We start from the raw sequence: 14300 nt of genomic DNA, 5'->3' as shown, positions 1-14300 counted from the left end.
ATTCTTAGTTTGGAATTTGGTTAATTGGGATTTATTTGTTTTTTGATGCTTGTTATTTGGTACTTGTTATTACGTCTGGTCTTCTCTGGATTCCAGTTTTTTTATAATCTCCTCCAGTTTCTTCTGCATCTGTTGAAGTTCGTTTCGGGTTGGTATATCCAGCTTGTGGAGCACATTTTCCACAATTTTTTCAATCATAGACATAATTTCTTGTTTGCTTGATGACACTCTTTTTAATAACTCGTTTACCTGTGACTTTGCTTCGTCCTTCTTGATTTCTCCTTTCTTTACCATTTCATCAATGAGTTCTTCAATATTCTCTTTTGTCACAATCAATGAGCCAAAACCGAGGTTGATTACCTTACTGATAATATCTGTCATCATATTTTTCCTCCATGAATAAATTTATTCCAGTAAGACCAGGCCGTATATATTGACCTCTTCGTTGTTGTTTTTCAATGTTTCTATTTTTAAGTTATGATTTCTTGCTGTCTGATAGACGTCGATACCGCATGCCTCCATGGAGGGTCTGGCATCCATGGTACGGGCACAGGATGCGGTGGTTTCACAATTTTCACACAATTTGCAAGGGCCTGCCCCGAGTCCAAAGGCTTTATAAAATCCCATTGCAAACGCCATTTTTTCGATCTCAGCGGTAATGTACCGCATCTGCCAGCTCTGGTGCCCGTGGAGAAGTAATGCCTTGTTATATTCTTTGAGAATTTCTTTCATTTCTTCATGGGATGGTGAGTGGGGCGGGCAGGTGAGTTTTTTCCCGTATTCTTCACATCCGTATTTGCATTTCAATTGGACCCATCGTCCAACGGTAATTGTGTTGGGATGAATAATGACTGCCCGTTCGCAACCGAGTTCTATCGCTTTTTTGATCAATACATTACGCAAATCGTTCGGGGACTGAAGTGGTGGAAGATCGGCTTGAATTTCAGGCATTGCAGAATCCTTGATGTGCATAGGTAAAACCTCCTAAAAGGTTATTCTTGTATCCAGTGTTACTATAAACAAGGCGAGGGGTTTAATCAAATCTTTTTTCCGGAAAATGCACGCAAGGACATTTTATTGACAGTGGCAATTCATACGGTATAATCTTGTCAGAAAAATGAAATTCGGCACATAAAAATAAACAACTTCAGGGTTACTGTGTGCCACTGATGCGATATTATGACGTGGTTATGAAGGAAGAAAAGAAACATCCTACGATCAAACAGCTTCCCACCCATGAAAGACCCCGGGAAAGGCTCATTCAAAGTGGTGATGAGCACCTGACAGATGCTGAACTCCTGGGAATCATCATCCGTGACGGTACTACAAATTACAGCGCAGTTGATTTAGCCAAAAAGCTTCTCTCGGAATATGGGGACTTTCGAAGGCTGAGCTTGGCTTCGGTCGGTGAATTGTGCAAAATAAAAGGAATAGGCCCGGCGCGTGCTGCCCAGATCAAGGCGTCTTTGGCCATTGCAAAACGTTTTTCTACCATTTCGGTGAAACCCCTTCAGCAATTTAAATGTAGTAACGATATTTTTGGTCATTTCCATGAACGTTTGCGGGGAAGGAAACAAGAAATCTTTTTGATTGTCTTACTCGACAATAAAAACCGTATTATGAAAGAATTAACCATCTCTTCCGGCAGCCTGACATCCAGTATCGTCCATCCGAGAGAGGTATTCAATCCTGCAATTAAGGAGTCTGCGGCCTCAGTGGTCTTTGTGCATAATCATCCCTCCGGTGATCCGGAACCAAGCAAAGAAGACATCCAGATTACCCAACGGTTGTTAGAGGCGGGAAATATTGTTGGCATAAGGGTGTTGGATCATGTCATCATCGGAAACGAGTGTTTTGTAAGTTTCAAGGACAAGGGGATTATATCTTGACAATGACTTTTGATATGCTTATACTTGTTTTTTATCGCTTATCGATGCGCACGCCTCCACCAATAGTATTAATCCTTTGCTTTTAAATACAATTTGCTTACGAATCCGCTGTTTTGTGAAGATAGGTTTTTTTTGTAACTGTTTAGCCAGAAAATTATCGTTAGCGCCCATAGCTCAATTGGATAGAGTCACGGACTACGAATCCGGAGGTTGGAGGTTCAAATCCTCCTGGGCGCGTTTTAAAATTTCACTTAACGGGTAAACAGATAATTCCAAAAGATGTTTGAAACTACCGATACACATGAATATTTCATGAGGCAGGCTATTGCTGAGGCAGAAAAGGCTGTAGAGAAGGACGAGGTGCCCGTTGGGGCTGTGATTGTCTGCGAGAACCGTATTATTGCCCGTGCACATAACCAGCGGGAAATGCTCAGTGACCCAACTGCCCATGCCGAAATGATAGCAATAACTCAGGCTGCAGCCTATTTGCAAAACTGGCGTTTAACCGGGACGACGATCTATGTTACCTTAGAGCCTTGCGCAATGTGTGCCGGGGCATTAGTACAGGCAAGGGTAGACACGCTAGTTTATGGAACTGTAGATAAAAAGGCTGGGGCATGCACATCCGTGATGAATCTTGTCCAGGAGCCCAGGTTTAACCACCGTTTGGAAGTTATACCCAATATCCTTGCCAGCGAGTGTAAGTGTTTGTTACAAAAGTTCTTTTTGGAAAACTGTCGTACGAAATAATGTTTATCTGCTTAAACGGCTTAAGTGGTTCGTGTTATTTGAAAGACCCGGAGAGGTGCCAGAGTGGTTGATCGGGGCGGTCTCGAAAACCGTTTCTCGCTTAACAGCGGGACGTGGGTTCGAATCCCACCCTCTCCGCCAGTAGCCAGCGGGTGTTGCCTCAGACCTGTGAAAAACAAATGCGAAGTGAAAAATGTAAGTGGAAAATGCCGTTGAAAAGGGTATTTTAGAATTTGCACTTTGATATTTTATCAATAAAAGTTTCCAGGATTAAGAAGGTTCTGTTTTGCTATGATTTTTGGGAGAGGTGTCAGAGTGGCCGAATGAGCGCGCTTGGAAAGCGCGTATACCGACAAAATCGGTATCGCGGGTTCGACTCCCGCCCTCTCCGCCAGTTTTGTTATTAATAGGCCGTGCTAGATGGGGAGCTAGCGGTTCCCTGTAGCCTGCAACCCGCTATAGCAGGATCGATCGCTTTTTCGAGGGTTCACGACTATTTGCTTTATCAATGTAAGTGGTGATGAGGGCCGGATCTCATGCAATAAGAGATTGTGTGAACTTGGTCAGGTGCGGAAGCAAGCAGCCATAAGCATCGATCCTTATGTGCCGTGAGCCAGTCTGGCCTGAGCTTACTGCATGGATAAGCTAATAGAAATGGGAACGGAAAAAAGTGCACGGCCTTTTCTGCAACTCTTTGTGGTAATAGTTCTTGCTTTTCCTTTGGTTTTGGCTCACTGAAAAATCGGCGGAAGAAAGTGCGTTGCTATAGGGTAAAGGAGAAAGTATAATTAATATATTGATGAACATCGCGTTTGATGTGATTATTGAGGTGACTGTTAATGTCGTATGTTGTATTAGCCCGCAGATATCGTCCTCAAACATTTGAGGACCTGGTGGGGCAAGAGCCCATTGTAATAACCCTCAGGAATGCTATCCGTTCCAACAGGGTTGCTCATGCCTATTTGCTGGCAGGACCACGAGGGGTGGGGAAAACTTCGATGGCAAGGATATTGTCAAAGGCGCTAAACTGCCAACACGGTCCCACGGATACTCCCTGCAATATCTGTGATATTTGCCGATGCATCTCGGAGGGTAACGATATCGATGTTCTGGAGATTGATGGTGCATCCAATCGGGGGATTGATGAGGTGCGGAATATCCGGCAAAACGTTGGTTATGCCCCGTCCCGGGCTCGTTATAAAATTTATATCATCGATGAAGTCCATATGCTTACCCGTGAGGCGTTTAACGCACTTCTGAAGACACTCGAAGAACCACCGGCACACGTTAAGTTTATTTTTGCTACAACAGCAGCCAATCGTCTTCCCGAAACGGTACAATCCCGATGTCAGCGATTTGATTTTAAAAATATTTCCATCCACGATATTGAAAAGCGGCTTTTGGATATTTGTAAATCTGAAGGTGTGCAGGTCGAACCCGCTGCCATTTACATGATTGCAAGATATGCCAGGGGTGGGTTGCGAGATTCTCAGTCAGTCCTGGACCAACTCCTTTCGTTTTGCAAGGATAAGATATCTCCGGAAGACGTAAGCTTCGTTTTAGGTTGTATTGATGAAGATAAGATACAGGGCATGTTTGACAGCTTTGTAAAAAAGGATGTATCCTCTGCCTTGAGGATTGTAGATGAGGTTTTAACCGAAGGAAAGACACCTGGAGAATTTATTGATCAGTTGCTTCCGTGTGTCAGGGATCTTTTGATCTTTTCTTCCTGTGGTCAAGAGGCAACGTGGTTTGAGTTTAATGCCTCTTTCGTGCAACGATATGGAAAATCTTTTTCTTGTGATACCCTCATGTATATGGTCCAAATCCTTTCGGATGCGAAGATGCGCACGACAGATTCTCTCTTGCAGCGTATTTTGCTGGAAATGGCTGTAATTAAGTTGTGCCGGATGGAATCTGTTGGTTCATTGAATGAAATTGTAGAGAAGATTGCATCATTGGAAGAAAGACTTGTACGCTGCAAAACCGGGCCGGTGGGGAAAAATGAGGAAATAGTGCCGGTTCAAAAATCTGTTACTGCGTCAATGGTTTTGGAATCGGTATCGGAAGAATATCATACAACAGCGACTAAAAGTGGTAATTTCGAGAACCTGTGTGATGAAAAAACTGTTTGGGAGAAGGTTCTTCTCATGACCCAGAACAAAAAAAAGTCAACCTGGGCACTTTTGAAAGAAGGTCGATTTGTTGGGTTCAAGGATGGAGAAATTACCATAGAATTTCCCGGTAATTTTTCCTTTCACAAGGAAAAACTTGATCAAACCGAAGAAAAGAAACTTATCGAACAATGCGCCAAAGAGGTGGTGCAGGGAAATGTGAGACTAAAACTTGTGATATCCAAAAATGGAAATCCTGAAAAAAGAAAAGCAAATGTATCCTCAGTGCATGAATCTTCTGATCCGCAGCCGGTCGATTCTTTACTTTCTGAGCCTACAGTAAAAAAGACCCTGGACCTTTTTGGTGGACATGTCGTCAAGGTCAAATAAATAAGAGAGGAGGTCAACACGATGAAAGGTTTTGGTAATATTGCAGAAATGATGAAACAGGCGCAGAAACAGGCACAAAAAATGCAGAAGCAGATGGAAGAGATTCAGAATGATTTGAAGGAACGCGTCGTAGAGGCCAGCTCCGGCGGTGGTATGGTCACTGTGCACATGAATGGTAAACAGGAGATTCTTTCTATTAAGATTGATCCAGAGGTGGTGGATCCAAAAGACGTCCAAATGCTTGAAGACCTGATTCTTTCTGCTGTTTCACAAGCACTTAAGAAATCACAGGAGTTATACCAATCTGAAATGGGAAAAATTACAGGGGGGCTAAATATGCCCGGTATGCAGGGATTGTTTGGTGGTATGTAAGTGGCGGAAATGATTACAAAGAGTGATTTAAGAGGTTTTTTATTTTGAACGCATATCCCCATTCCGTGATAAAACTTATCGATGAATTCAGCAAGATGCCTGGCATAGGACAGAAAACGGCAGAACGTCTTGCGTGTCATATCTTAAAACTGCCGGTAGAAGAGGCTATGCAGCTTGCCTATGCCATCCGTGATGTAAAAAAGCATGCAAAGACGTGTTCGGTCTGTTTCAATGTTTCAGAAAACGATCCATGTCACATTTGCAGTGATACGTCGAGAGACAGATCTATGATTTGTGTCGTCGAACAACTTGCGGACTTTCTGACGATAGAAAAGACGGGGAAATACCGTGGCCTTTATCATGTACTTCAGGGACATATTTCTCCATTAGAGGGTATCCACCCAGAATCTCTGACAATTGAAAAACTTTTGCAGCGAGTGAAGGCTGATCACGTAAAAGAAGTCCTTTTGGCTACGAATCTCAACATGGAAGGAGATGCGACTGCTTTGTATATTCATAAACAATTGTATATCTTAGGGATTAGGACTACAAGGCTTGCGCGCGGATTGCCAACGGGAAGTTATCTTGAATATGCAAATACGGCGATTGTTGCCGATGCCATCAGTGGTAGAAGTGAGATGTTAGGAGTTTAAGTTCGTTTTTTATGGAAGGTGATGTTTCATGAAAATGCAATCATCCTTATTACCGCAGCTTCAACAAAAGCTGAAATTGTCCCCCCAAATCATCCAATCAATTGAGATTTTACAGTTACCATTATTGGCCCTTGTTGAGCATATACAGCAAGAGATGGTAGATAATCCTGTGCTTGAAGAGGTATTAGACGAGAAGAAAGACGAAAATCCCAAGGAGGGGGACGATGTAGTTCTGGTTGCCGAAGAGAATGAGAAGGTTGACGAAATTGATAAATTGGGTGAGATTGCCGAAGATTGGCGTGATTACTATTCACAAACAACAGTACGAAGAAATAACGCTTCGGAAGAGCGTGATCAAAAGCAAGAAGCATTAGAGAACACGGCTGCCAAGCCGATGTCACTTCATGATTATTTAATGGGACAGTTGTCATTGATTGAGATTCCGGACCATCTCATGGAGGCGTGTGAAAATACCATTTATTCGATAGACAAATCCGGATATTTGGCTAGTCCGTTGGAAGAAATTGTGCAATCCCTTGAAAGACCTCTTTCTCTTGAAGAAGTCAAAGAGGCCTTGAAGATTATTCAGACACTGGAACCACCCGGTGTCGGTGCCAGGAACCTGCAAGAATGTTTATTGCTCCAGCTGGACAAACGTGACCCAAATTATCAACTGACAAAGGAACTGCTCCTCAATCACCTGGAAGATATCGAGATGAAGAAATATCCCCTCATAGCAAAGAAGATCGGGTACAGCCTGGAGGTGGTAAAGAGACAAGTGGAGTTCATACGTACGTTGAACCCCAAGCCTGGCTCTCTTTTTTGTGATGAGACTATTCCGTATGTAGTTCCAGAAGTAAAAGTAGAATATATTGATGGAAAATACGAGGTGTTCCTTATTGACAACACCAATCTGCCCCATTTACATATCAGCTCTTTTTATAAGAAATTTTTGAGTGAGAATGGTACTGATACATCGACGCGCCAGTATATACAAAAGAAAATTGAATCGGCGAAATGGCTTATTGATGCTATTGAACAGAGGCGGAGCACGTTGTATAAGGTGGCCTGTAAAATAGTAGAACTACAAAAGGATTTTCTTGATGAAGGAATCCATCGCCTTCGAACGCTCAAGATGCAAGATGTTGCGGATGTTGTTGGAGTACACGTTTCAACGGTAAGCCGTGCCATTGCGCATAAGTATATTCAAACACCTCAGGGCATATTTGAGATGAAATTCTTCTTTACGGGTGGTTTTCAGAATGTAGACGGGTCGATGGAATCATGGGAAGCAATAAGGCAGAAGCTTGCCGAGATCGTTGCAAAAGAAAATAAGGCAAATCCATTGAGCGATGAAGAAGTTGCTGAAAAATTACATGCATCCGGTATAGCTATTGCCAGAAGAACTGTAACAAAATATCGACGGATTATGAAGATACCATCCTCAAGACAGCGAAAGGAATATTAAATGATAAAGAAGAAAACTTCTATGACAAAAATTCTCTTTTTTATTGTAAGTGTGGCCGTTTTCGGGTGTTTGGCCGGCTGCTCTGCCACCGATGAGTATCATAACAAAAGACACCTCGATACCATGAAGAAGGATATGAGCTCTGCACACAAGGATATTGATAGGGTGCTGGGCCTGGATGAGCCTTCTTCTCTGGTAGAAGAAAAATAACTTCTCAAAAGTGAAATACCTATTCACTCCCCGTCAATAAAACTCTATTCCTTAATCCTGACGAGGCAGCAATGGATTTTGATCTTATCATAAAAGGCGGAACTGTAATTGATGGAACAGGTATACCCAGACAAAATCTGGATATTGGCATCAAGCATGATAAGATTACCCTTTTAGCCCCATATATTCCTGATAACAGGTGCCCTACCATTTCTGCAAAGGGGATGATTGTTGCCCCAGGATTTATTGATATTCATTCCCATAGTGATTTTTTATGGCTTGTCCGCCCAGAAAGTGATAGCAAGATACTTGATGGCGTTACCACAGAGATTTGTGGGAACTGCGGTTTGTCTGCCTTCCCTTTGCGCGGAAGGCTATTGGAGAGAAGATCCCAGGGATTAGCAAAATACGGTATCGTTCCCACCTGGCAATCGGCTGCTGAGTTTTACGATACCGCAGAAAAAAGGAAGAGTTCTATCAACAGGGCATTTCTTGTCGGCCATGGGAATATCAGGGCATGTGTCATTGAATATGAAAATAGAAGGCCTGATCCGTATGAATTAATTTCCATGAAGAAAGACCTGGAAGAAGCCATGCAGGCCGGGGCGTTTGGCATGTCCAGTGGTCTGATCTATCCGCCGGGATGTTACGCAACGATGGGGGAGATTACGGAGATGTGCAGGGTAGTTGAGAAATATGGCGGCTTTTATACAACCCATATTCGGAATGAAGGAGATATGCTTGAAGATGCCCTTACAGAGGCAATTGAAGTGTCAAAACGCTCGGGGGTCAGATTGCAGGTATCCCACCTTAAGACATCTGGAAACCGAAACTGGCATAAGATCGAAGACATAAAAACGATTATTGAACATGCTATTAGCGAAGGGACCGACGTTACCTGTGATCGCTATCCCTATATTGCTGCTGCTACCGATCTGGATGTTGTACTGCCAAATTGGGTCTATGAAGGTGGTACCGAAAAGCAAATACAAAGGTTAAAAGATGCAAATACCCGAAAACGCATTGCAAAGGAAGTATCCCAGGAGTACGATGATACCTTTTGGAATGGACTTATGATTTCATCTGTCTATTATGATAAAAACAAGTGGATGGAAGGTAAATCGATCTCTGAGATTGCAAAGGGTCTCAATAAGCCCCCGGTAGAAACTGTTTTTGATGTGCTTGTAGATGAAGATACGAGGGTAGATATTTTTTTGTTCAGTATGTGTGAAGAAAATCTGGAGAAGATACTGGGCTGGGATTTTGTATTTGTTGGCTCTGATAGTTCTCTGCGCGCCAGGCAGGGGATCCTGAATGAAAGCAAACCTCATCCACGGAGCTACGGAACTTTTTCCCGTGTTTTGGGAAGATTTTGCCGGGAAAAGAAACTCATTCCTGATGAGAAGGCGATTCAGAAGATGACGGGACTGCCTGCACAAAAAGTTGGGCTGGACAGGAGAGGTTTAATAAGAGAGGAATATTTTGCAGACGTAACCATTTTTAATCCTGACAAGATTACTGATAAAAGCACATTTACGGAACCCCATCAATATTCAGAAGGGATAGAATACGTGATAGTAAATGGAAAGATTACCGTAAGTAATGGCAGGCACAATGGCGCAACGAATGGACATATATTGCGAAAAATAGTGTAATTATTTGCCGGTGAATGAACACGGATTTCCACGACAAAAGAGACAAGTCAGAAATTGAGGCAAAGTTTATTTGTCCTGATGGGCTTGGTTTGGATGCCTTTCTGAATGTTGTAAAAATCCTGGGTTTCCAATACGCTAAAGAAAAGCCGTGTTTTCAGACTGATATTTACTTTGATACGCCCCGATATACGCTCCTCAATTCTGATTTCGGCCTGCGCATCCGTCAAAGGGGTAAAAGCTATGTGGGTGCATGCAAGTCGTCTGAAAATCAACAAGGCCCTATTTTTGAACGCAAGGAATATGAATGGACATTTTCTCGTGATGAAATAAATCTCTGGAATGAAGAGGAAAAACTAACGATCCCACCACCAATCATCGATATGTTAAACCTCCATGGGCAAGCATTAAGGAAGGTATTAGTGGTAGAGACGCTGCGCCATACTGCAACAATTGAAGGTAATGCAGGATTTAAGGCAGAATTATCTCTTGATGAAGTAACATTTCGTGGACACAAGGGTCAAAAACAATATCGGGAATGTGAAGTAGAATTAAGAAACGGGAGAGTTGAACAGCTCAAGGAAGTTGCCGATGACCTGCAAAATCAGTTAAAATTGCAACCCGCCGTCGATTCAAAATACAAAAAAGGGATGATGTTGGTTGGAAAACACGGTCTCTCTTCACTGCAGTAATTATACTTAATAAACGCAGTAATTATACTGCGATTTCAGCAATACGACCCGATACTTTGTTTTTTTTCTCATTTTTGATATGCCATAAATATCGCAATATCTTGCTTTTATGAAATTAATACAAGAACATAATTTTTCTGTATACTAGGTACATTATTTGTGAATCCAAATATATAGTGTAACCAAGAAAAGAAAATCTTGTATCGTGTATCCAACTTCAACTGGAGGTTTACATTGGAAATAAAAAAAATGTTACCCACTTTGGTAACCATAGGAAATATCATATGCGGTTTTGTTTCGATTTTATGTGTTTCAAGCCGGAGTTTTGAGCTTGCCGCATGGTTGATTGTAGTTGCCATGGCATTGGATGCCTTTGATGGCAGACTTGCCCGCATGATGAAGAGTACTAGCAAGACGGGTGCTCAGCTGGATTCTATGGCAGATTTGGTAACATTCGGCATTGCTCCAGCTGTTCTTATGATTAAGACGTGCGACAATTTTCCGGTTATCTTTTTGTGGGGCATTGGCCTGTTTTTTATGATATGTGCTGCTTTCCGGTTGGCAAGATTTAACGTGCAAAAAGACGAAGGTGTAAATATCCCAAGGCATTTTTTCACGGGATTACCCACCACCCTTTCAGGAGGAACGATTGCACAACTTGTCATCCTTCACCACTTTGTGCAAACAAGATTCGGACCGGATGTAGTCACTATACTTTTACCCTTTATTACTTTTGCACTGGGCCTATTTATGGTCAGCAAGGTTCCATTTTTTAATATCACGAGCAAAATCGGTTTTAAGCAAGGCATTTTGGCTATGGTGCTAGAATTCTCTGCGGCCATTTTATTCTTTGTAATTACCCCGGAATTGGCATTATCAACGGTATTAAGTTGTTATTTGATAATATGTTCGATGTATGGGGTAGTAAAAGGCAAGCATCTAAGCAAGGGGTACTCTACAACATAAATTATCTCGAAATTGTATTCTCAAGAATACTTGAAATATCAGCGGGACTTTGGATGCAGCCCATTGCCACGCACCAAACGACCGCGTTCATTGACAGCTCTAACCCATTCATAAATGTGGTAGAGTTCGATTTGTAAGTCCTTGCATCCGGAACGCCGTCGTCTCTGATGACAACCCGTGGGGTCTTTACCAGCCCTGATTCTATGGCATCGTTCAGCCTGAAATTGCTCAATCCATTTTGTAGCTTCCTCAATTCTTCTTTTTTAACCCCTTTTGCTTTTGACTCAGCTGGTATGCGCCAGGCGTGATGAAACGCGTCATTGGTCACAAGGAATTGTCAGTTTTTAAAGGTATTTTGGATAATCTTTAGCATCTCCTGATGAACCCCTTTGGTGCCGGCGATGATATTCCCCGTTTTTAAATATTGTTTGTCACCTTTAAAGTCTGTGACCACACCGCCTGCCTCTTCTACCAGGAGTGCGCCTGCCGCCATGTCCCATGGTGAGAGGGCGCATTCAAAGAATCCTCCAAAGATGCCGTCTGCGGTATATGCAAGGTCAAGACAGGCCGAGCCGCCTCTTCTGATCCCTGTAGCATGCATAAAAAAATCCTTAAATACCTTAAGATAAAGGTCAATAATGTCTTTAATTCTATAAGGAAAACCGGTAGCAATCAGAGATGTACTCAGAGTGGTGGAGTAAGAGACATGGATACGCCTGTTATTTTTAAAAGATCCGTGCCCCTTCATTGCGGAATAAATGTTTTCCCTGAGAGGTTCGTAAATGAGACCTATTGCCAAATTTCCTTCAATTTCTAAAGCAATAGAGATGGCGAAATTCGGCAGGCCGTGGATATAGTTTAAAGTGCCGTCCAGGGGATCAATGATCCATAGGAAAGAGGACTCTTTTCTCTCTTCAAAAGATTCTTCGGCCAATATGTTGTGGTTGCTAAAATGAGATTTAATATAGTTTTTGATGATTTCCTCAGATTTTTTATCAACTTCGGTGACGTAATCGTTTTTGGCCTTTTCGTCAATCATTGAGGGACACACTTTCCCAAAATGTTCTTTTAAAATAACGCCAGCGCGAAGGGCGGCCTCCCTTGCAACTTCAAGATAGGTATTTAAATCATTTGAATTTTTTGTCATTCGTTGCGTTTCTTATAGCGAAAAGAAGTTTTTCAAATCAGGCTTTTCCCCGTGAGTGCTTTATAGGCACCAAGGTATTTTTCAGAAGTTTTTTGGATGATATGAGGAGGGAGGGGTGGCGCCGGTGGTTTCTTGTCCCAGTGGATGCTCTCGAGATAATCACGGATAAACTGCTTGTCGTAGGAGTGTTGTGGTTTTCCCGGTTCATAGCCTTCTTGCGGCCAGAAACGTGACGAATCCGGCGTGAGCACCTCATCAATCAGTATCGTCTTGCTATCTTTTGTGATACCCCATTCAAACTTGGTGTCACAGATGATAATACCTCTGTCCCTTGCGTAGTCGCTTGCCGTGAGATAAATTTTCATGCTCTTTTCCTTCAATTCTTCAGCGAGTTTCTTGCCAACCATATCGATAACCTTTGAAAAGGTAATGTTTTCGTCGTGTCCTGTTGCTGCCTTGGTAGAAGGGGTAAAGATGGGCTCCGGAAGCTTGTCAGATTCTTTCAGCCCGGCAGGTAACTTTATTCCACAGATTGACTGGGTTTTCTGATATTCTTTCCAGCCGGAACCGGCTAAATAACCGCGGATTACACATTCTACCGGGATGACATCCACCCTTTTCACAAGCATGGAGCGGCCCTGCAGGATGCCTTTATGCTTCGCAATAAAGTCGTTATTCATTTTCTCAATCTGGGTGGTAATAAGGTGGTTTTCGATGATGTCTGCAGTATATTTGAACCAAAATTCAGAAAGTCCGGTGAGTACCTTCCCTTTGTATGGAATACCGCTTGGCAGAACTACATCGAATGCTGAGATACGGTCTGTGGCAATGATTAATAAGGTGTCATTAATTTCATAAATGTCTCGTACCTTACCACGGTTGCATAATTTGAGTTCCGGGATGTTCGTGGTAAGGAGGGGAAGGGTTTCTTTGTTCATTGGTTTTGGTTCTATCTGGCAAAGTCCGGGATATGTTGTTTGAGTTTTGTCTTCAGTTTATTTGCACCTTGAAGGTTTGGCTTTAACGATAAGGCAATATTCAGATGTTTTAGGGCATTTTCATATTCTTCCATTCTAAGAAAACACTCGGCCATTTTTTTGTAGATAAAGGCATTTTCGTTTTTGTATAAATTGAGCTTCAGCACCTTTTCATAATAGCTCAAAGCCTTTTCGGGGGAGGCATATCTTGCCAGGTTGCGACAATAGATGTTTCTTATCCGTTCCTTAATCTCGTGGAGCAAATGTCTTCGGTTTGTGGAACCTTTTCCTCTTTCGAGGATGAATTCGTAAAGTTCGATGGCAATATCGTATTTTTTGAGTTTTTCATAAGCCTCGGCCAATAAAAATTTACAGTCGATATAATCCCGATAATTTAAGTACGAAAGAAAGTCAATAGTATCAAAATCTTTTAATAGACGTTCGTAATTATCGATAGCATTATTTGTATGGCCTTCTAAGAGGTCAAAGAAAATAACACGTATGCGTGCTTGAATATCACCGTTTATTGTTGTTTCTTTTTGTGTGGGTCTTGGTTTTCTATTTACCTGGAAGAGATGTTTGTGTTTTTTGTCGTATTGCTCGCGCGTTACAGAGTCAGAGAGCGTCTTGTATGCTTGTATAATAATCTTGGCCTTTGATTCAGCCCACAGCTTATTCTGACTGTGGATATCGGGATGATATTTTTTGATAAGCGTTCGAAACGAGCGCTTTATCTCTTCTGCACTTACTTCTTGATGTACTTCGAGGATATCGTAATAATTTACCACGGTTAATATCTATAGTGAAACAATAAAGAGATATTTTGTGAGAAAATATAAATTCTATCTGTAGCACAGTGTTTACCACCTCCCAATCCTGACTATAAGGGTTGGCGCTACAATTTCATACCCTTTTATAAGACATAATGCCCAGTAAGGTTTGATACGAAGATAAAACGGTAAACGAATGAATGAAGTAATGCTATCAGCTATTTTGTTACCTGTCAATAGTTTTGATTAA

16 protein-coding genes, 3 tRNA genes and 1 other RNA gene are annotated in these 14300 nt (G+C 42.1%); 14 read left to right on the top strand and 6 right to left on the bottom strand.

What is annotated here, in order from left to right; genetic code table 11:
• Positions 1–69: 69 nt before the first annotated feature.
• The gene (locus tag E3K36_12475) at positions 70–384 is read right to left on the bottom strand and encodes a hypothetical protein (GenBank protein MCF6156031.1); all 315 of its coding nucleotides are present in this window, start codon (positions 382–384) and stop codon (positions 70–72) included.
• A gap of 21 nt (positions 385–405) precedes the next feature.
• Positions 406–972: a DUF2284 domain-containing protein gene (locus E3K36_12470; GenBank protein ID MCF6156030.1), complete on the bottom strand. Its 567-nt coding sequence runs from the start codon at positions 970–972 to the stop codon at positions 406–408.
• Between the two features lie 218 nt (positions 973–1190).
• Between E3K36_12470 and E3K36_12465 the strand changes: the two genes are divergently transcribed.
• The 14 genes from E3K36_12465 to pssA all read left to right on the top strand — a co-directional run bounded on the left by E3K36_12465 (position 1191) and on the right by pssA (position 11156).
• On the top strand, positions 1191–1889 hold the full coding sequence (locus E3K36_12465; GenBank protein MCF6156029.1) for a JAB domain-containing protein: 699 nt from the start codon (positions 1191–1193) through the stop codon (positions 1887–1889).
• Positions 1890–2052: 163 nt separating this feature from the next.
• A tRNA-Arg gene (locus tag E3K36_12460) sits at positions 2053–2126 on the top strand.
• Between the two features lie 42 nt (positions 2127–2168).
• Complete coding sequence (gene tadA / locus E3K36_12455; protein MCF6156028.1) at positions 2169–2639, top strand: tRNA adenosine(34) deaminase TadA; 471 nt, start codon at positions 2169–2171, stop codon at positions 2637–2639.
• Between the two features lie 49 nt (positions 2640–2688).
• A tRNA-Ser gene (locus tag E3K36_12450) sits at positions 2689–2780 on the top strand.
• A gap of 160 nt (positions 2781–2940) precedes the next feature.
• Positions 2941–3033: transfer RNA gene (locus tag E3K36_12445), tRNA-Ser, on the top strand.
• Positions 3034–3050: 17 nt separating this feature from the next.
• Positions 3051–3317, top strand: an RNA gene (gene ffs / locus E3K36_12440) — signal recognition particle sRNA large type.
• A gap of 161 nt (positions 3318–3478) precedes the next feature.
• A complete protein-coding gene (dnaX, locus tag E3K36_12435) occupies positions 3479–5143 on the top strand; it encodes a DNA polymerase III subunit gamma/tau (GenBank protein MCF6156027.1) in 1665 nt (554 codons plus the stop codon).
• Between the two features lie 21 nt (positions 5144–5164).
• Positions 5165–5515, top strand: a complete 351-nt coding sequence (locus tag E3K36_12430) for a YbaB/EbfC family nucleoid-associated protein (GenBank protein MCF6156026.1) — start codon at positions 5165–5167, stop codon at positions 5513–5515.
• A 44-nt stretch (positions 5516–5559) separates the two neighbouring features.
• Positions 5560–6168 carry a recombination protein RecR gene (recR, locus tag E3K36_12425; GenBank protein ID MCF6156025.1) on the top strand — a complete coding sequence of 203 codons (609 nt, stop codon included), beginning with the start codon at positions 5560–5562 and terminating at the stop codon, positions 6166–6168.
• Between the two features lie 28 nt (positions 6169–6196).
• A complete protein-coding gene (gene rpoN, locus E3K36_12420; protein ID MCF6156024.1) occupies positions 6197–7636 on the top strand; it encodes an RNA polymerase factor sigma-54 in 1440 nt (479 codons plus the stop codon).
• Entirely contained in the window at positions 7637–7846 is a 210-nt protein-coding gene (locus E3K36_12415) for a hypothetical protein (GenBank protein ID MCF6156023.1), read from the top strand.
• A 71-nt stretch (positions 7847–7917) separates the two neighbouring features.
• Complete coding sequence (locus tag E3K36_12410; protein MCF6156022.1) at positions 7918–9501, top strand: D-aminoacylase; 1584 nt, start codon at positions 7918–7920, stop codon at positions 9499–9501.
• A gap of 14 nt (positions 9502–9515) precedes the next feature.
• Positions 9516–10190: a CYTH domain-containing protein gene (locus E3K36_12405; protein MCF6156021.1), complete on the top strand. Its 675-nt coding sequence runs from the start codon at positions 9516–9518 to the stop codon at positions 10188–10190.
• A 234-nt stretch (positions 10191–10424) separates the two neighbouring features.
• On the top strand, positions 10425–11156 hold the full coding sequence (gene pssA, locus E3K36_12400; GenBank protein MCF6156020.1) for a CDP-diacylglycerol--serine O-phosphatidyltransferase: 732 nt from the start codon (positions 10425–10427) through the stop codon (positions 11154–11156).
• Between the two features lies 1 nt (position 11157).
• Here pssA and E3K36_12395 read toward each other — a convergent pair whose 3' ends face one another.
• The 4 genes from E3K36_12395 to E3K36_12380 are packed head-to-tail and all read right to left on the bottom strand — an operon-like array spanning position 11158 to position 14068.
• The gene (locus tag E3K36_12395; GenBank protein ID MCF6156019.1) at positions 11158–11484 is read right to left on the bottom strand and encodes a hypothetical protein; all 327 of its coding nucleotides are present in this window, start codon (positions 11482–11484) and stop codon (positions 11158–11160) included.
• Between the two features lie 9 nt (positions 11485–11493).
• On the bottom strand, positions 11494–12303 hold the full coding sequence (locus E3K36_12390) for an inositol monophosphatase (GenBank protein ID MCF6156018.1): 810 nt from the start codon (positions 12301–12303) through the stop codon (positions 11494–11496).
• Between the two features lie 32 nt (positions 12304–12335).
• Positions 12336–13241, bottom strand: a complete 906-nt coding sequence (locus E3K36_12385) for a phosphoribosylaminoimidazolesuccinocarboxamide synthase (protein MCF6156017.1) — start codon at positions 13239–13241, stop codon at positions 12336–12338.
• 11 nt (positions 13242–13252) lie between these two features.
• The gene (locus E3K36_12380) at positions 13253–14068 is read right to left on the bottom strand and encodes a tetratricopeptide repeat protein (protein ID MCF6156016.1); all 816 of its coding nucleotides are present in this window, start codon (positions 14066–14068) and stop codon (positions 13253–13255) included.
• Between the last annotated feature and the right edge of the window lie 232 nt (positions 14069–14300).

Source organism: Candidatus Brocadia sp., from assembly GCA_021646415.1.
In the GTDB taxonomy this organism is placed as follows: Bacteria; Planctomycetota; Brocadiia; order Brocadiales; family Brocadiaceae; genus Brocadia.
Note: the sequence above shows the minus strand (reverse complement) of the source record. Positions and strands in the feature narration are given on the sequence as shown.

What these genes read in the sequence shown, in the direction of transcription:
- E3K36_12385 (MCF6156017.1), bottom strand. Translation starts at nt 13,241, where the DNA reads ATGAACAAAGAAACCCTTCCCCTCCTTACCACGAACATCCCGGAACTC.
- E3K36_12430 (MCF6156026.1), top strand. Translation starts at nt 5,165, where the DNA reads ATGAAAGGTTTTGGTAATATTGCAGAAATGATGAAACAGGCGCAGAAA.
- rpoN (MCF6156024.1), top strand. Translation starts at nt 6,197, where the DNA reads ATGAAAATGCAATCATCCTTATTACCGCAGCTTCAACAAAAGCTGAAA.
- E3K36_12470 (MCF6156030.1), bottom strand. Translation starts at nt 972, where the DNA reads ATGCACATCAAGGATTCTGCAATGCCTGAAATTCAAGCCGATCTTCCA.
- E3K36_12465 (MCF6156029.1), top strand. Translation starts at nt 1,191, where the DNA reads ATGAAGGAAGAAAAGAAACATCCTACGATCAAACAGCTTCCCACCCAT.
- E3K36_12475 (MCF6156031.1), bottom strand. Translation starts at nt 384, where the DNA reads ATGATGACAGATATTATCAGTAAGGTAATCAACCTCGGTTTTGGCTCA.
- E3K36_12405 (MCF6156021.1), top strand. Translation starts at nt 9,516, where the DNA reads ATGAACACGGATTTCCACGACAAAAGAGACAAGTCAGAAATTGAGGCA.
- E3K36_12415 (MCF6156023.1), top strand. Translation starts at nt 7,637, where the DNA reads ATGATAAAGAAGAAAACTTCTATGACAAAAATTCTCTTTTTTATTGTA.
- E3K36_12390 (MCF6156018.1), bottom strand. Translation starts at nt 12,303, where the DNA reads ATGACAAAAAATTCAAATGATTTAAATACCTATCTTGAAGTTGCAAGG.
- dnaX (MCF6156027.1), top strand. Translation starts at nt 3,479, where the DNA reads ATGTCGTATGTTGTATTAGCCCGCAGATATCGTCCTCAAACATTTGAG.
- tadA (MCF6156028.1), top strand. Translation starts at nt 2,169, where the DNA reads ATGTTTGAAACTACCGATACACATGAATATTTCATGAGGCAGGCTATT.
- E3K36_12410 (MCF6156022.1), top strand. Translation starts at nt 7,918, where the DNA reads ATGGATTTTGATCTTATCATAAAAGGCGGAACTGTAATTGATGGAACA.